Source organism: Paracoccus sp. JM45, from assembly GCF_003590715.1.
Taxonomy (GTDB): Bacteria; Pseudomonadota; Alphaproteobacteria; order Rhodobacterales; family Rhodobacteraceae; genus Paracoccus.
Genome location: NZ_QQVY01000001.1, coordinates 57762 through 72733 on the forward strand (window position 1 = coordinate 57762; position 14972 = coordinate 72733).

A 14972-nucleotide genomic window follows, 5' to 3' on the forward strand; every position below is an offset into this window, starting at 1 on the left:
GCTCATGCCAGCGCCTCCTCAAGATAGGTCGTGATGATGCTTTGGGCGGCAGCGGCATCGATGGGGCCTTGGGTCAGAACGGTCCGCAGATAGACCCCGTCGATCAATGCGCCCAAGGTTTCGGCCACTCGTTCCGGCCGGTCGGTCAGCCCGCGCAATGCCACGATCAGGTTTGACTGCAGACGACGGTGATAGACTTGCAACAGGCGGGCGGCGTCCTTGCTGACAAAAGAAAGTGCGTAAAAGTTAAGCCACGCACTGACCGTTTCGCGCTGGAAGTTCTGCGGGGCAAAGCTGGCTTTGATGATGGCATCCAGACGCCCGCGCGGACCGGTGCCGGGCAAGCCGTCATGCACCGATTGACCATAAGTCCTTAGGATATAACGCATAGCAGACAGGAACATCTGGTCCTTGGACCCGAAATAGTGATGCGCCAAGGCAGGTGACATACCCGCGCGACGGGCGATCTGGGCCACGGTCACATCAAGGGATCCTGCGTTCCCGACCTCGAAAATCGTCGCGTTGATTAGCGCTGCTTTTCGGATAGGCTCGGCGCCAAGTTTGGGCATGTCTGTACCTGCATCGGGAAAAATCGGTTGCTTTCTCTGCCCAGCCTATCTTTAATTGATCAGCCAATCAAGAACAGGAAGCCTGTTATGACCCTTCTCCGTTTCGCCGCAACATTCGCGCTTGGGGCCACTATCGCCGGGGCCGCCGGTGCCGCCGAACCCGCAGAATGCAGCAAGGTTGTATTTTCGGACGTGGGTTGGTCGGACATCACTGCCACCACCGCCCTGACCAGCACGGTTCTGCAGGCGCTTGGCTATGACACCGAAACGCGCATCCTGTCGGTGCCCGTCACCTATACCGCAATGTCGACCGATGACGTCGATGTCTTCCTTGGCAACTGGATGCCCACGATGGAGGCCGATATTGCCCCCTATCGTGACGAAGGCACCGTCGATACCGTCCGTACCAATCTGACCGGCGCGAAATACACGCTGGCCACCAATAAGGCCGGTGCCGATCTGGGTATTACCGACTTCAGCAAGATTGCCGAACATAAAGAGGACCTTGACGGCAAGATCTATGGCATCGAACCGGGCAATGACGGCAACCGTCTGTTGCTGGAGATGGTGGCGAACGACCAGTTCGGCATGGGCACATTCGAAGTAGTCGAATCCAGCGAACAGGGCATGCTGGCGCAGGCGCAGCGGGCCAGCAACAGTGGCGATCCCATTGTCTTTCTGGGCTGGGAACCCCACCCCATGAACGCGCAGATGCAGATGACCTATCTGACTGGCGGGGATGATATCTTCGGCCCCGATCTGGGCGGTGCCGAGGTGCGAACGAACACCCGCGCCGGCTATGTTCAGGAATGTCCGAATGTCGGCAAGCTGTTACAGAATCTGGAATTCACCCTTGCCATGGAAAACGAGATTATGGGCAAGATCCTGAATGACGGCGAAGACCCGTCGCAAGCAGCCAAGGAATGGTTGACGGCCAATCCCGACGCAGCCACCCCGTGGCTGGACGGTGTAACAACAATTGATGGCAATGATCCGCATGCGGCCCTGACTGCGGCGCTGGAAGGCTGATAAAAAGGGCGCGGGCCCAGTCGGGTCCGCGCCGCAAGACGGGCGGCCAGACAAGGGGACCAGAATGGAACAGCTGACCGATTGGGTCACGGGCAATAAGATCCCTGTGGGAAAAACGGCCAAGGTCATCTTTGACTGGCTGAACACTCATGGCGCAGGGGTTTTCAACACCATCTCGGATGTCATGGACGCGCTGATCGACGCCATCCTGACCGCGCTGGAGGCACCGCACCCGTTCGTGTTCATCACCCTTGCGGTTGCCCTGACTTGGGGGCTGCAACGGCGGCTTGGTCCCTGCTTGCTGATGGCTGTGGGGCTGCTGTTCGTGCTGAATCAGGGATATTGGGATGAAACCCTACAATCGCTGACGCTGGTTTTATCGGCCTGCATCGTCTGTATGGCCATAGGCGTGCCCATCGGCATTGCAGCAGCCCACCATCCGCGGCTTTACGCGTGGATGCGGCCTGTGCTGGACCTGATGCAAACCCTTCCAACCTTTGTCTATCTGATCCCCGCCATCGTATTTTTCGGCATCGGTATGGTTCCCGGCCTGCTGGCCACCGTGATCTTTGTATTGCCTGCCCCGATTCGCCTGACGCAACTGGGCATCGCATCCACGCCCTCTGCATTGGTCGAGGCTGCGACCGCCTTCGGCGCCACCCCACGCCAATTGCTGTGGAAGGTGGAATTGCCAAGTGCCCTGCCCCAGATCATGGCGGGTTTGAACCAGACCATCATGCTGTCCTTGTCGATGGTGGTTATCGCGGCACTTGTCGGCGCATCGGGCCTTGGCGTGCCCGTCGTTCGGGCGCTGAACAGCGTCAACACCTCGCTTGGTTTCGAATCGGGTATCGTGATTGTGGTCGTGGCCATCCTTCTGGACCGGATGCTGCGGATGGAGGGCCGGAAATGATCCGCAATGCTGTCGAATTCGAAGATGTCTGCATTGTCTTCGGCGATGCCCCCGAAACCGCCCTGCCATTGATGGACGAAGGGCTGGATCGCAGCCCTATCAAGGATGAAACCGGTCAGGTTCTGGGTGTCCATAACTGTTCCCTGAACGTCCCCGAGGGTGAAATTCTGGTCCTGATGGGCCTGTCGGGATCAGGAAAATCGACGCTTCTGCGCGGCGTGAACGCATTGAACCATGTTTGTCGTGGCGATGTCCGGATACGGCAGGGCGACAGGATGGTCAGCGTCACAGGTGCGGGCAAACGGTCTTTGCGTGATATCCGTCTGCGGAATGTCGCAATGGTTTTCCAGCAGTTCGGCCTGCTGCCGTGGCGCACCGTGCGCGAAAATGTCGGTCTGGGGCTGGAACTGGCGGGCGTATCGACCGCAGACCGGCGCAAACGTGTCGATATGCAGCTGAAAACTGTCGGTCTGGACGAATGGGCCGACCGCAAGGTGGGCGATCTGTCGGGGGGCATGCAACAACGTGTCGGGCTGGCCCGTGCCTTCGCCACCGAGGCACCGATTCTGTTGATGGATGAACCTTTCAGCGCGCTTGACCCGCTGATCCGCGCCCGCCTTCAGGATGAATTGCTGGAATTACAGGCCAGAACACAGCGCACCATTATCTTTGTCAGCCATGATCTGGACGAGGCTTTCAAGCTGGGCAACCGGATTGCCCTGATGGAAGGTGGCCGCATTGTCCAGATCGGCACTGCACGTCAGATTATCGCCAATCCGGTCAGCGATTATGTCGCCGATTTTGTCAGCCACATGAACCCGCTGGCCGTTCTGACAGCCGAAGATGTGGTCGAGGATGGCGCGGCGGACGGCGAACCCATCCGCCGTGATATGCCGGTCAAAATGGTCATGGACCGCCTGTCCGAAGATGCGGCCATCCCCGTAATCGGCGGCGGCCGCATTACCCGAAAAGCAGTACTGGCGCGCCTGATCGACCCGCGCGGCGCGCCTTAACTGTTCTGCAGGTCGCGGTGATAGCGGCTTAGTAGCGCCAGACCGAAAGCAAAAAGCCCCAAGCTGACCCCGAACAGATAGACATAGCTGACGTAATCCCCGCTATAGCTGGGATAGAAAGCTGACCTCATCTGCCCGACAATATGGATCAACGGGTTCCACCACAGCCAGTCCTGATAAGGCTGGGGAACATTGTCGAACATAAAGAAAATACAGGACATCAAGAACAGCGGGCGCATAAAAATACCCCAAAGCGGCGACCACCATGAAAACGCCTCGATCATGAAGCAGTTCATGACACCGACGGCCGAGGCGAATGTCAGTGCCATCAACATCCCCAAGGCAACCTGATCAATCTGCGGGCTGGTCCTTGTTTCCATCGCCCCGTAAATGCCGCCAAAGATCAGGAATGCGACCATAAGCTGGGTGATTGTGTTGAACGCAATGCGTGCCAGCAGCGCATCCATGAATGTCACAGCAGGATAGGCCAGCAGGGACTTCGAATACCGGATCGAGCTTGCGACCTTTCCAGATACACTCAGGTAGGCCATGAAAGGTACGATCCCTGTGGCATAGAACATCGCGAAACTGGTGCCGATCGGGGGCGTTCTGAAGCCTACGGAAAAGATCAGCGTCAGCAGAACAATGCCACCGACAGGCTCGGCGATGGACCAGAAATACCCCCCCGAGGCGCGACCGTGGCTTGTCTGCATTTCACGCAGAACCAGCGCACCGATGGCACGCAGGCTGGCAAAGCTGCGATGCTGGCGCACTTCTTTCAAGACGCCTGTATTTTGCAGGCGATTGTGCTGCGGCAGCGATGGACGACCGGACAGTGGTTTGGAAATCTGGGACATGTGGGACATGGATCCGCGCCATAGCGCTTTTTGCTGATCACGATCCTCAAGAGGATCAGTGCTGGAACTGTTCCTTTCGCTTATGTATGAGAGCAGCGAAGACTTCAACAAGACAGGCGGGGTAAGCGCATGTCCGCCCAAGACGATAAACCGGAAATGACCATCCCACGGGACAACCAGACATCCGGTCCGGACGAAAAGCCGGCGCAAGGCCAATCCAAATCCCCATCGCCAGCCGTGAACGGTCCCAACCGGAAACCCGGTCCCAAACCGGGGCAAGGGCGTATGGGCCAGGGCAAGCCTGGCGGTATGATGCGCGCTGGCGGACCTGCCAAGCACGGAAGGCCCGGTAAACTGGGTGGTCCGATGAAGCAGCGCATGCAGACCGCGATGCAAAAGCCGGTTCTTCCGACAGCCAGCCCCGCAAAGCTGGAAAAGCGTCATTTCGGCATGGTCATCAGCTTTGTGCTGTTCGTGATCCTGCCGTCTTTTCTAAGCGGGTTCTATCTTTATACCCGTGCGGCGGATCAATATGCCTCCTTCGTCGGGTTTTCCGTGCGCAGCGAAACGACGTCCAGCACGACAGATGTGCTGGGTGGATTGGGATCACTGGTGGGGGCAACCTCAAGTTCGACCAGTGATACCGACATCCTCTATAAATTCATCCAGAGCCGCGATCTGGTCGAACGGGTGAATGAAAATCTGGACCTGCGCGAAATCTGGTCCAAGGCCCCCGACGATCCCATCTTCAGCTATCACGGTGGTGACGCGTTAGAGGATCTGGTTAAGGAATGGGAAAGCAAGGTCCGTATCTATTATGATAACGGCATGATCGACCTGCGTATTCTGGCCTTCGATCCCCTTGATGCCCAGAATATTGCCAAGGCCATTCTTGACGAAGGCGGCACGCTGATCAACGAATTGAACGATATCGCCCGCGAAGACGCGCTGCGCTATGCACGAAGCGAGCTGGAACGGTCGCAAACCCTGCTGCGCGAGGCGCGCCAGAACGTCAGCGAATTCCGCAACCGCTATCAACTGGTTGATCCGACTGCCGATGTACAAAGCCAGATCGGCGTGGTGACATCGTTGCAACAGCAGCTGGCCGAACAGCTGGTGTCTTTGGGTATGCTTCAGGCCAATGCCCAGTCCAATGATCCGCGCATCAGCCAGACCGATCTGCGTATCCAGATCATCCGCGAACAGATCGACGCCGAACGTGAAAAATTCGGCTCGGACAGCGAGGATGTCGCCTTGTCCGAACTGGTCGGCCAATACGAGGTACTGGCCGTTGATCGCCAGTTTGCTGAAACCAGCTATACCGCCGCACTGGCCTCCTATGAAAGCGCCCGCGCCGAAGCTGTGCGACAGTCCCGCTATCTGGCAGCCTATATCCGACCGACCTTGGCACAAGAGGCTGAATTCCCGCAGCGCACCAAGCTGCTGCTGACGATTATCGGCTTTTTGTCGGTCCTCTGGGTCATCGGCAGCCTTGTCTTCTATAGCTTGCGCGACCGCCGATGATTCATCTGCAGAATATCTGCAAGGCCTATAACCTGAACGGCCGCCGTAAGATCGTCGCGGATGATATTACGGCGACCTTTCCTTCGGGGAAATCGGTTGCGCTGCTGGGCCGGAACGGTGCGGGAAAATCATCGCTGTTGCGGATGATTTCGGGGGCGATGCTGCCCACATCGGGCAAGATCCTGTCCACCGGCACGATCAGCTGGCCGGTCGGTTTTTCGGGGTCGTTCAACGGCGAACTGACGGGCGAACAGAACTGCCGCTTTGTGGCCCGCGTCTATGGTGTCAACACCCGTGAGTTACTGGCCTTTGTAGAAGACTTTGCCGAACTGGATGAACACTTCCATCTGCCGTTCAGAACCTATTCCTCGGGGATGAAATCCAGACTGGCCTTCGGGTTGTCAATGGCCGTCCCCTTCGACACCTATCTGGTGGACGAGGTATCAGCCGTGGGTGACGCCGCCTTCAAGGCGAAATCGAACCTTGTCTTCAACGAACGCATGTCACGGTCAGGGGCAGTGGTTGTGTCCCACTCGATGGGGATGCTGCGCGCGACCTGCCATGCAGGCGCGGTGCTTGATAATGGCAAGCTGACCTATATGGATGATCTGGAAGAAGCAATTGCGCTGCATATGGAAAATATGCAGCGCATTCAGGACCAGCAGTCCTAGGCCCTATTGGACCTTGACCCACGCCTGGCTTTTGCAAAGCAACCCGCCTGCGACGCATCCTGACAGGCTTAGCTGGTTCCCCGCCACCGTGGCCTTGCCCGCATAGATTTTGTTGTTCGAAGGACGCCACACCTGCCCCTGATATTTGCCACCCCCTTGGGGTGCCATATCGATAACGATCTGGCGTCCGATATTGGGGGATTGATATTCCTGCGTGCCTTTGAACGCACGGGTAATGGTGCCGCAATAGGCTAGCCCGCAGGGGGCGATGGCAACATGGGCAAAGGTCCCCTCATCGGGCTGGGTTTGCCACAGACCCTCGATCGGGTCTGCTGTGGCGGCTGTGGCGGCTGTGGCGCCAAGCGCCAGAACGGCTGCCAGAATAATATGACGCATGATCTCTCCTCCTCAGGATGGGTCATGATGATCGGCGGATCATGCACCATGCAAGCATGACGTCAGGTCGGGGCCTTTACGTCATGCACCGGCCCGTGGCAAAGAACAGCCAACCCAATCCGCGCGAGGCATGCGACATGATCCTTTATCCCGCCATCGACCTGAAAGACGGAAATTGCGTGCGCCTGCTGCGCGGCGATATGGAGGCCGCCACGGTGTTCGGCAGCGACCCTGCCGCACAGGCCCGCGCGTTTCAGGATGCCGGTGCCGAATGGCTGCATCTGGTCGATCTGAATGGCGCGTTCGAAGGTAAGCCCGTCAATGCCGCCGCGGTCGAGGCGATCATTGCCGCCACCGACATTCCCACCCAGCTGGGCGGCGGCATCCGCGATATGGCCACCATCGAAAGCTGGCTGGAGCGCGGGCTGACGCGGGTAATTCTTGGGACAGTCGCGGTCGAAAACCCCGATCTGGTGCGCGAAGCGGCAATGGCCTTTCCGGGTCGTATCGCCGTCGGCATCGACGCACGCGCCGGCCGTGTGGCCACCCGTGGCTGGGCGACGGAAACCGATGTGATGGCCACCGATCTGGCCCGCCAGTTCCAGGACGCAGGCGTTGCCGCGATCATCTATACCGACATCGACCGCGACGGTGCGATGGGCGGCCCCAACGTGCAAGCGACCGAGGCTTTGGCTCGCGCCGTGAACATCCCCGTCATCGCATCTGGTGGGGTGTCGTCGATGGCCGATCTACAGGCGCTGGCAGACACGCATATCATTGCGGGCGCGATTTCGGGACGTGCGCTTTATGATGGTGCGCTGGATCTGACGCAGGCGCTGGCGGCGTTGAAGTAACCCCCTCTGGCTGTGGCGGCGATTTGGCTTTAGAAGGCTGGGAAAATGCCGCCGCGTCATGCGGCTTTGGAAAGGTCACGCGATGCTGAAGACGCGCATCATTCCCTGTCTTGATGTGGCCGATGGCCGCGTCGTCAAGGGCGTCAACTTTGTCGATCTGATCGACGCCGGCGATCCGGTCGAGGCGGCACGCGCCTATGATGCCGCCGGTGCGGATGAAATCTGCTTTCTGGACATCCATGCCACCCATGAAAACCGTGGCACCATGTTCGATATGGTCACGCGAACGGCCGAACAATGCTTTGTGCCACTGACCGTCGGTGGCGGGGTTCGCACCCATAACGATGTGCGCGCGCTGCTGTTGGCGGGGGCCGATAAGGTCAGTTTCAATTCCGCCGCTGTGGCCGACCCTGACGTCGTTGCTGCCGCCGCCGACCGTTTCGGCAGCCAGTGCATTGTCGTGGCCATTGATGCGAAGACCGTTGCCGATGGCCGCTGGGAAATTTTCACCCACGGCGGCCGCAAACCGACCGGCATCGATGCGGTGGAATTCGCCCGTCTGGTCGAATCCAAAGGCGCGGGTGAAATCCTGCTGACCAGCATGGACCGTGACGGTACGCGGTCGGGGTTTAACCTGCCCCTGACCCGCGCGATTGCCGATGCGGTCAATGTGCCGGTCATCGCCTCGGGCGGGGTTGGCACGCTGGACCATCTGGTCGAAGGAGTCACCGAAGGCCACGCCAGCGCGGTTCTTGCGGCCTCGATCTTCCATTTCGGCACCTATACCATCGCCGAGGCCAAGGCCCATATGGCCGCCGCCGGTATTCCCATGAGGCTGACATGACCGCCATCCAGCGCCTTGCCGCCACCATCGAATCGCGTAAATCGGCTGATCCCGAGAGCAGCTGGACCGCCAAACTGCTGGCCAAAGGACCCGAAAAATGCGCCGAGAAATTCGGCGAAGAATCGGTCGAGGCGATTATCGAGGCTGTAAAAGGCGACCGCGAACGCCTTACCTCGGAAGCGGCAGACGTGATTTTTCACCTGTTTGTGATGTTGGCCGCCCGCGATGTCTCGTTGGCCGATGTCGAGGCAGAGCTGGCGCGCCGCGAAGGTGTGTCCGGCCTGACCGAAAAGGCAGCGCGAACGCAGAAATGACGCGTTAAACCACGCGCAAATGATCCCCAAGGGGTTGAAACCCTTCCCCTTGACCAACCACAAGGGCTATAAGCCCAGCAATCGCCGCGCAACACGCGGCCTGACCAAAACACGGCAGAGGACGGCATGAGCAACGATTCCAACAACGACAAGCACCACGAAGGCGATGTGGCTTTCATCAAGTCGCTTGCCCAACTGCTGAACGATAGCGAATTGAACGAAATCTCGGTCAAGCGTGACTATGGCGAACATGACCGCCTGACGGTCAGCCTGACCAAGCAGGGCAAGCAGGTCGTCTATGCCGCAGCAGCCCAGCAGGCCGCAGCAGCACCCGCCGCCGCCCCCGTTCCGGCCCTTGCTGCACCGCAAGCAGCACCAGCGGCGGTCAACGAAGATCCGGCCAGCCTGCCGGGTATCGTCACCTCGCCCATGGTTGGCACGGCCTATCTGTCGGCTGAACCGGGCGCCGCGCCTTTTGTTCAGGTCGGTCAGGTCGTCGCCGAAGGCGATACGCTGATGATTGTCGAAGCGATGAAAACCATGAACCACATTCCGTCGCCCCGCGCCGGAACGGTCAAGCGCATCCTGATCGACGACGGCAGCCCCGTTGAATTCGGCGCGCCCCTGATGATCGTCGAGTGAGGCAAACACCCATGTTCGACAAGATTCTCATCGCCAACCGAGGAGAGATCGCGCTGCGCGTGATCCGTGCCTGCCGAGAAATGGGCATCGCCTCGGTTGCGGTCCATTCCACCGCCGATACCGACGCAATGCATGTTCGCATGGCCGACGAATCGGTCTGCATCGGCCCGCCGTCCTCGACCAACAGCTATCTGTCGATGCCTGCGCTGATCTCGGCCTGTGAAATCACCGGCGCGCAGGCGATCCATCCCGGTTACGGTTTCCTGTCGGAAAACGCCGGTTTCGTGCAGATGCTGGAAGATCACGACATCACTTTTATCGGCCCCCGCGCCGAACATATCCGCATTATGGGCGACAAGATCACCGCCAAGGACACGATGAAGGCGCTTGGCGTGCCTTGCGTTCCGGGCAGTGAAGGTGGCGTGAACGACGTCGACGAGGCCAAGCGCGTCGCCGCAGAAATCGGATATCCGGTCATCATCAAGGCAACAGCCGGTGGTGGCGGTCGTGGTATGAAGGTCGCCGAAAACGAAACCGGTCTGGAAGTCGCCTTCCGCACCGCGCGTTCCGAGGCAAAGGCCGCTTTTGGCAACCCCGACGTCTATATCGAAAAATACCTGCAACGCCCCCGCCACATCGAGATTCAGGTTTTCGGTGACGGCAAAGGCCGTGCGGTGCACTTGGGTGAACGCGACTGTTCGCTGCAACGCCGCCACCAGAAGGTGCTGGAAGAAGCCCCCGGCCCCTCGATCACCGCCGAACAGCGCGAACGTATCGGTGCGGTTTGCGCCAATGCCGTTGCCAAGATCGGCTATGCCGGTGCCGGCACGATTGAATTCCTGTTCGAGGACGGGGAGTTCTATTTCATCGAGATGAACACCCGCCTTCAGGTCGAACATCCGGTGACTGAAGCGATTTTCGGTGTCGATCTGGTGCGCCAGCAAATCCGTGTCGCTGCCGGTCTGCCGATGGAATTCCAGCAGGAAGATCTGGCCATCAACGGCCATTCGATCGAAGTGCGGATCAATGCTGAAAAAGTGCCAAGCTTTTCACCCTGCCCCGGCAAAATCACCCAGTATCACGCCCCCGGCGGTCTGGGTGTGCGGATGGATTCAGCACTCTATCAGGGGTATTCGATTCCGCCCTATTACGACAGTCTGATTGGCAAGCTGATCGTCCACGGTCGCGACCGGAACGAGGCATTGGCCCGTCTGTCCCGCGCCTTGGGTGAACTGATTGTCGACGGTGTCGATACGACCGTCCCGCTGTTCAGCGCATTGTTGGAAGAACCCGATATCCTGTCGGGCGATTATTCCATCCACTGGCTGGAACGCTGGCTGGCCAAACATTACGCCTGAGGCAATGGTGCTGACGCCCTCGCAATTGCTGACCGGCTATGCGCGGGGCGTCTTTCCGATGGCCGAAAGCGCCGATGACGACCGGCTGTATTGGTTCGATCCTCCTTTGCGGGGGATCTTGCCCATTGGCGGCGTCCATGCGTCGCGTTCGCTTTTACGCGATCTGCACAAAGGCGGTTGGAGCGCGCATCTGGACAGCGATTTTCATCAGATGGTCGCGATATGCGCCGACCGTGACACCACATGGATCAATGCGCCGCTTGCGGATCTATATGACAAACTGCACCGTGCTGGACATGCCCATGCGATCGAAATACGCCATAGCGGAATTTTCGCTGGTGCAATTTTCGGCGTGACATTAGGCGCGGCATTTTTCGGTGAATCCATGGTGTCTGGCCGGACCAACGGGTCCAAGATGGCCCTGCTTTGGGCCTCGAACCACCTCAAGCGATGCGGTTTCACCTTGTTTGATACGCAGTTTCTGACGCCACATCTGAAGCGAATGGGCGGCAGTGAGATTGATCGCGAGACTTATCATGAAAACCTGTCGTCAGCCCTGAAACGGGCAGCAGATTTCAATGCTGCACCGCTGGTCAGCGCGGATCAGCTTTGGCAGGACATAACCCAAACGTCGTAACGCGCATCATCCAGCGCCGATAGTGCCGGAGAGCTGGCAATCATCCACCCGCTGAAAACCGTAGTATTCTGGCGCAGGTCGGTGACAGACAGTTGTGCAAAAGCGTCCGAGCTGGGGTCGCTTGACGGATAGCGGCATTCCCCAACCCGAACTTCCAGACGGCCATAGTTCACGGCGTCCCCTACCGGAACAACCAGATCGGTCGTTCGACCCGATACCTTATCCAAACCACGAAGCATTGCAGCACTGCCTTGGCGAGTATCTTGCGCCATAACAGGCGCTGTCATCAGTGCAAGGCAGAAAATGGCTTTGATCATGGTGCTGTTCCTGCCTCATCAGCGGATTGGCTGTCGACGAATTTCATCATCAGTTGCAATAGACTGACAGCCCCTTGAACATCCTCAATCTCGTCGCCTGGTTCAAGGTTGTCCATACTGCCGCCGGGTTGTAGCTGGATATACGATCCACCCAGCAAGCCATCTGACTGAATCAATGCCGCACTGTCAGCGGGTAATACGATATCATTGGGAATTTGGAAAACGGCGTCGGCAAGATAGGTCTGCGGATTCAGGCGGATGTCGCTGACGCGTCCTATCTTCACACCCGCAAGACGGATCTCGGTCCCGACAGTAACGCCGTCAACATCGGGAAACGAGGCTGTCACCTGATAACCCGCCGCGCCAGACCATTGCCCCTGCGCGGCCCAAGCCAGAAAGCCTGCGGCGACAGCCAGAACAAGACCGCCTGCAACCAGTTCGGCCCGTCCTTCATGCGCCGGTTGCGGCATATTATTCAGGCTGCCACGCGTCATAATCGCTGCGCGACACGGGCGCCACACGGCTGATCGATCCGGCTGGCACATAGGCTTCGGTCGTGCCTGTCATATTCGGCTTATGTGGTTGGGACCAAGTGCGGGTCGGAACGGCGACCTCGGTCGGGGGTTCGTTCCATGTGTGGTGCAGCCAACCGTGCCAATCGGGGCTGATCCGGCTTGCCTCGGCTTCGCCATTATAGATCACCCAACGACGCTTGCTATCTTTCGACTTATAGAAAACGTTGCCATTTCCGTCTTCGCCGACCTTGATACCGTTCCGCCAAGTCCAGAACTGGGTGTTAAGCGTCTGGCTGTTCCACCAGGTCAGAAAGCGCAATGGATAGGACATCGATAGGACCTCACCGATCAGAATTACTTGACGATATGCCCCATCCGGCCACCAAGGTCCAGCCTTGGCATGCCGAATGGCATCCTGGCGGGATTACCCCGCCGAGGCGCTTTCTTTCTTGGGATCGGCGTGGATCAGCAGCGGCTTGGCTGTCGCCAATTCGACGGCGTCCTCATTCACGACAACCTCTTCAACGGTATCCATACCGGGCAGTTCGAACATAGTTTCCAGCAGGATGCCTTCCATGATCGAACGCAAGCCACGGGCACCGGTTTTGCGCTTGATGGCGCGTTTGGCAATCGCGGTCAGCGCTTCGTCGGTAAAGGTCAGTTGCACACCTTCCAGATCGAACAGGCGCTGGTATTGCTTGACCAGAGCGTTCTTGGGCTTGGTCAGAATGATAATCAGCGCTTCTTCATCCAGATCTGTCAGCGTCGCGATCACCGGCAGACGACCAACGAATTCCGGTATCAGACCGAATTTCAACAGATCCTCAGGCTCCAGATCCTTGAAGGTTTCGCCCACGCCCTGATCGGTGTTTTCCTTCACGGCAGCGCCAAAGCCCATGGCCGTGCCTTTGTTGCGCTGCTGGATAATACGGTCCAGACCGGCAAAAGCACCACCGCAGATGAACAGGATGTTCGTGGTGTCCACCTGCAGGAATTCCTGCTGGGGATGCTTGCGACCACCTTGCGGCGGAACGCTGGCCACGGTCCCTTCCATGATCTTCAGCAGCGCCTGCTGGACACCTTCGCCCGACACGTCGCGCGTGATCGAGGGGTTGTCCGACTTGCGCGTGATCTTGTCGACCTCATCGATATAGACAATGCCGCGCTGTGCGCGTTCAACGTTATATTCGCTGGACTGCAGCAGCTTCAGGATGATGTTTTCAACATCCTCACCGACGTAACCCGCTTCGGTCAGCGTCGTCGCATCGGCCATGGTGAAGGGCACATCCAGAATGCGCGCCAAGGTCTGCGCCAGCAGCGTCTTGCCACAACCGGTCGGACCGATCAGCAGGATGTTCGACTTTGCCAGCTCGATATCGGATTTCGAGCCATGGTTCAGACGCTTGTAGTGGTTGTGCACCGCCACGGCCAGAACGCGCTTGGCGTGTTCCTGACCGATGACATAATCATCCAGAACACCGCAAATATCACGCGGTGTCGGAACGCCCTCACCCATTTTCAGGCCATTGGACTTCGTTTCCTCGCGGATGATGTCCATGCACAGCTCGACGCATTCGTCGCAGATGAACACGGTGGGTCCAGCGATTAGTTTGCGAACCTCGTGCTGGCTCTTGCCGCAAAAGCTGCAATAGAGCGTATTTTTGCTGTCGTTGCCGGACTGGTTGGCCATCGTCCACTTCCCTCATTGCCGCCTGTGCGCTTTCGCCGGCGGGCGACGACGGGGGTTCCCGCGCGCCGCGTCTTCGGATTGCCCGTGCCAACCTGTGCCAGCACGAGTATTTGTCGCTATGTTAAGGGCCAGCAGAGCCCGTCACAATCCCCAAGCGGCCTATTTCTTTTCAGGTTCGGCCTTGCCACGCGGTGCCACGACCTCATCAATCAGCCCAAAGTCCTTGGCTTCTTCGGGCGACATAAAGCGGTCACGCTCAAGCGCTGCTTCCACTTCTTCCAGCGGGCGACCTGTATGTTCGACATAGACGTCGTTCAGACGGCGCTTCAGCTTTTCGGTTTCACGCGCATGGATCAGGATATCCGTTGCCTGCCCCTGATACCCGCCGGAAGGTTGGTGCACCATGACGCGGCTGTTGGGCAGCGAATAGCGCAGACCCTTTTCGCCAGCAGCCAGCAGCAGCGACCCCATGGACGCCGCCTGCCCCACCACCAGCGTCGAAACGCGCGGGCGGATGTATTGCATCGTGTCATAGATCGACAGACCCGAGGTGACGACACCACCGGGGCTGTTGATATACATGCTGATATCCTTGTTGGGGTTTTCAGCCTCAAGGAAAAGCAACTGCGCGCAGATCAGCGTGGACATGCCGTCATGGACAGGACCGGATACAAAAATGATCCGTTCCTTCAGCAAACGCGAAAAGATATCATAGGCCCGTTCCCCGCGAGAGGTCTGTTCGACCACCATAGGAACAAGGGTGTTCATGTAGAATTCTGCCGGATCGCTCATATACTGTCCTTGCCTGTCTAGTCCTTGTCCCCGCGAT

General features: G+C 58.6%; 19 protein-coding genes. 11 read left to right on the forward strand and 8 right to left on the reverse strand.

Annotation, left to right across the window (positions count from 1 at the left end):
- Positions 1-2: 2 nt before the first annotated feature.
- Positions 3-569, reverse strand: coding sequence for a transcriptional regulator BetI (gene betI, locus DWB67_RS00255; protein ID WP_119805510.1), 567 nt, complete (start codon positions 567-569; stop codon positions 3-5).
- Between the two features lie 87 nt (positions 570-656).
- Here betI and choX point away from each other — a divergent pair, with 87 nt between their 5' ends.
- The 3 genes from choX (at position 657) to choV (ending at position 3524) form a co-directional block, all read left to right on the forward strand.
- A complete protein-coding gene (gene choX / locus DWB67_RS00260) occupies positions 657-1598 on the forward strand; it encodes a choline ABC transporter substrate-binding protein (protein ID WP_119805511.1) in 942 nt (313 codons plus the stop codon).
- 64 nt (positions 1599-1662) lie between these two features.
- Positions 1663-2511: a choline ABC transporter permease subunit gene (gene choW / locus DWB67_RS00265; protein WP_119805512.1), complete on the forward strand. Its 849-nt coding sequence runs from the start codon at positions 1663-1665 to the stop codon at positions 2509-2511.
- Positions 2508-3524: a choline ABC transporter ATP-binding protein gene (gene choV / locus DWB67_RS00270; RefSeq protein ID WP_119805513.1), complete on the forward strand. Its 1017-nt coding sequence runs from the start codon at positions 2508-2510 to the stop codon at positions 3522-3524. Before choW ends, choV begins: the two co-directional genes overlap by 4 nt.
- Here choV and DWB67_RS00275 read toward each other — a convergent pair.
- A complete protein-coding gene (locus DWB67_RS00275; protein ID WP_119805514.1) occupies positions 3521-4381 on the reverse strand; it encodes an ABC transporter permease in 861 nt (286 codons plus the stop codon). The two genes, choV and DWB67_RS00275, sit on opposite strands and share 4 nt — an antisense overlap.
- 129 nt (positions 4382-4510) lie before the next feature.
- Between DWB67_RS00275 and DWB67_RS00280 the strand changes: the two genes are divergently transcribed.
- Together DWB67_RS00280 and DWB67_RS00285 are read left to right on the forward strand one after the other, a co-directional pair.
- Positions 4511-5905 carry a hypothetical protein gene (locus tag DWB67_RS00280; RefSeq protein WP_255418490.1) on the forward strand — a complete coding sequence of 465 codons (1395 nt, stop codon included), beginning with the start codon at positions 4511-4513 and terminating at the stop codon, positions 5903-5905.
- Entirely contained in the window at positions 5902-6576 is a 675-nt protein-coding gene (locus tag DWB67_RS00285) for an ABC transporter ATP-binding protein (RefSeq protein ID WP_119805515.1), read from the forward strand. Before DWB67_RS00280 ends, DWB67_RS00285 begins: the two co-directional genes overlap by 4 nt.
- Before the next feature lie 3 nt (positions 6577-6579).
- Here the strand turns inward: DWB67_RS00285 and DWB67_RS00290 are convergent, their stop codons facing one another.
- Positions 6580-6972: a DUF2147 domain-containing protein gene (locus DWB67_RS00290; protein WP_119805516.1), complete on the reverse strand. Its 393-nt coding sequence runs from the start codon at positions 6970-6972 to the stop codon at positions 6580-6582.
- Positions 6973-7109: 137 nt separating this feature from the next.
- On the opposite strand from DWB67_RS00290, the gene hisA reads away from it, so the two are divergent.
- The 6 genes from hisA (at position 7110) to aat (ending at position 11621) form a co-directional block, all read left to right on the forward strand.
- Positions 7110-7826, forward strand: coding sequence for a 1-(5-phosphoribosyl)-5-[(5-phosphoribosylamino)methylideneamino]imidazole-4-carboxamide isomerase (gene hisA / locus DWB67_RS00295; protein ID WP_119806116.1), 717 nt, complete (start codon positions 7110-7112; stop codon positions 7824-7826).
- 82 nt (positions 7827-7908) lie between these two features.
- Positions 7909-8670 carry an imidazole glycerol phosphate synthase subunit HisF gene (gene hisF, locus DWB67_RS00300; protein ID WP_119805517.1) on the forward strand — a complete coding sequence of 254 codons (762 nt, stop codon included), beginning with the start codon at positions 7909-7911 and terminating at the stop codon, positions 8668-8670.
- Complete coding sequence (locus DWB67_RS00305; protein WP_119805518.1) at positions 8667-8984, forward strand: phosphoribosyl-ATP diphosphatase; 318 nt, start codon at positions 8667-8669, stop codon at positions 8982-8984. The genes hisF and DWB67_RS00305 overlap by 4 nt, the downstream gene beginning before the upstream one ends.
- A gap of 126 nt (positions 8985-9110) precedes the next feature.
- The gene (accB, locus tag DWB67_RS00310) at positions 9111-9626 is read left to right on the forward strand and encodes an acetyl-CoA carboxylase biotin carboxyl carrier protein (protein ID WP_119805519.1); all 516 of its coding nucleotides are present in this window, start codon (positions 9111-9113) and stop codon (positions 9624-9626) included.
- A gap of 11 nt (positions 9627-9637) precedes the next feature.
- On the forward strand, positions 9638-10984 hold the full coding sequence (gene accC / locus DWB67_RS00315) for an acetyl-CoA carboxylase biotin carboxylase subunit (RefSeq protein WP_119805520.1): 1347 nt from the start codon (positions 9638-9640) through the stop codon (positions 10982-10984).
- Between the two features lie 4 nt (positions 10985-10988).
- Positions 10989-11621: a leucyl/phenylalanyl-tRNA--protein transferase gene (gene aat / locus DWB67_RS00320; RefSeq protein ID WP_119805521.1), complete on the forward strand. Its 633-nt coding sequence runs from the start codon at positions 10989-10991 to the stop codon at positions 11619-11621.
- On the opposite strand, the gene DWB67_RS00325 is transcribed toward aat, so the two are convergent.
- The 5 genes from DWB67_RS00325 to DWB67_RS00345 all read right to left on the reverse strand — a co-directional run bounded on the left by DWB67_RS00325 (position 11588) and on the right by DWB67_RS00345 (position 14935).
- Positions 11588-11938: a DUF2155 domain-containing protein gene (locus tag DWB67_RS00325; RefSeq protein WP_119805522.1), complete on the reverse strand. Its 351-nt coding sequence runs from the start codon at positions 11936-11938 to the stop codon at positions 11588-11590. The genes aat and DWB67_RS00325 overlap by 34 nt on opposite strands.
- Positions 11935-12432, reverse strand: coding sequence for an outer membrane lipid asymmetry maintenance protein MlaD (gene mlaD, locus DWB67_RS00330; protein WP_255418491.1), 498 nt, complete (start codon positions 12430-12432; stop codon positions 11935-11937). The genes DWB67_RS00325 and mlaD overlap by 4 nt, the downstream gene beginning before the upstream one ends.
- A complete protein-coding gene (locus DWB67_RS00335; protein ID WP_119805524.1) occupies positions 12410-12784 on the reverse strand; it encodes an NADH:ubiquinone oxidoreductase subunit NDUFA12 in 375 nt (124 codons plus the stop codon). The genes mlaD and DWB67_RS00335 overlap by 23 nt, the downstream gene beginning before the upstream one ends.
- Positions 12785-12877: 93 nt before the next feature.
- Entirely contained in the window at positions 12878-14143 is a 1266-nt protein-coding gene (clpX, locus tag DWB67_RS00340) for an ATP-dependent Clp protease ATP-binding subunit ClpX (protein ID WP_119805525.1), read from the reverse strand.
- Positions 14144-14302: 159 nt separating this feature from the next.
- Complete coding sequence (locus DWB67_RS00345) at positions 14303-14935, reverse strand: ATP-dependent Clp protease proteolytic subunit (RefSeq protein ID WP_119805526.1); 633 nt, start codon at positions 14933-14935, stop codon at positions 14303-14305.
- Between the last annotated feature and the right edge of the window lie 37 nt (positions 14936-14972).

Bases quoted from the DNA above. Each gene is read 5' to 3' on its own strand.
- betI (WP_119805510.1), bottom strand. From the start codon at position 569: ATGCCCAAACTTGGCGCCGAGCCTATCCGAAAAGCAGCGCTAATCAAC.
- choX (WP_119805511.1), top strand. From the start codon at position 657: ATGACCCTTCTCCGTTTCGCCGCAACATTCGCGCTTGGGGCCACTATC.
- choW (WP_119805512.1), top strand. From the start codon at position 1,663: ATGGAACAGCTGACCGATTGGGTCACGGGCAATAAGATCCCTGTGGGA.
- choV (WP_119805513.1), top strand. From the start codon at position 2,508: ATGATCCGCAATGCTGTCGAATTCGAAGATGTCTGCATTGTCTTCGGC.
- DWB67_RS00275 (WP_119805514.1), bottom strand. From the start codon at position 4,381: ATGTCCCAGATTTCCAAACCACTGTCCGGTCGTCCATCGCTGCCGCAG.
- DWB67_RS00280 (WP_255418490.1), top strand. From the start codon at position 4,511: ATGTCCGCCCAAGACGATAAACCGGAAATGACCATCCCACGGGACAAC.
- DWB67_RS00285 (WP_119805515.1), top strand. From the start codon at position 5,902: ATGATTCATCTGCAGAATATCTGCAAGGCCTATAACCTGAACGGCCGC.
- DWB67_RS00290 (WP_119805516.1), bottom strand. From the start codon at position 6,972: ATGCGTCATATTATTCTGGCAGCCGTTCTGGCGCTTGGCGCCACAGCC.
- hisA (WP_119806116.1), top strand. From the start codon at position 7,110: ATGATCCTTTATCCCGCCATCGACCTGAAAGACGGAAATTGCGTGCGC.
- hisF (WP_119805517.1), top strand. From the start codon at position 7,909: ATGCTGAAGACGCGCATCATTCCCTGTCTTGATGTGGCCGATGGCCGC.
- DWB67_RS00305 (WP_119805518.1), top strand. From the start codon at position 8,667: ATGACCGCCATCCAGCGCCTTGCCGCCACCATCGAATCGCGTAAATCG.
- accB (WP_119805519.1), top strand. From the start codon at position 9,111: ATGAGCAACGATTCCAACAACGACAAGCACCACGAAGGCGATGTGGCT.
- accC (WP_119805520.1), top strand. From the start codon at position 9,638: ATGTTCGACAAGATTCTCATCGCCAACCGAGGAGAGATCGCGCTGCGC.
- aat (WP_119805521.1), top strand. From the start codon at position 10,989: ATGGTGCTGACGCCCTCGCAATTGCTGACCGGCTATGCGCGGGGCGTC.
- DWB67_RS00325 (WP_119805522.1), bottom strand. From the start codon at position 11,938: ATGATCAAAGCCATTTTCTGCCTTGCACTGATGACAGCGCCTGTTATG.
- mlaD (WP_255418491.1), bottom strand. From the start codon at position 12,432: ATGACGCGTGGCAGCCTGAATAATATGCCGCAACCGGCGCATGAAGGA.
- DWB67_RS00335 (WP_119805524.1), bottom strand. From the start codon at position 12,784: ATGTCCTATCCATTGCGCTTTCTGACCTGGTGGAACAGCCAGACGCTT.
- clpX (WP_119805525.1), bottom strand. From the start codon at position 14,143: ATGGCCAACCAGTCCGGCAACGACAGCAAAAATACGCTCTATTGCAGC.
- DWB67_RS00345 (WP_119805526.1), bottom strand. From the start codon at position 14,935: ATGAGCGATCCGGCAGAATTCTACATGAACACCCTTGTTCCTATGGTG.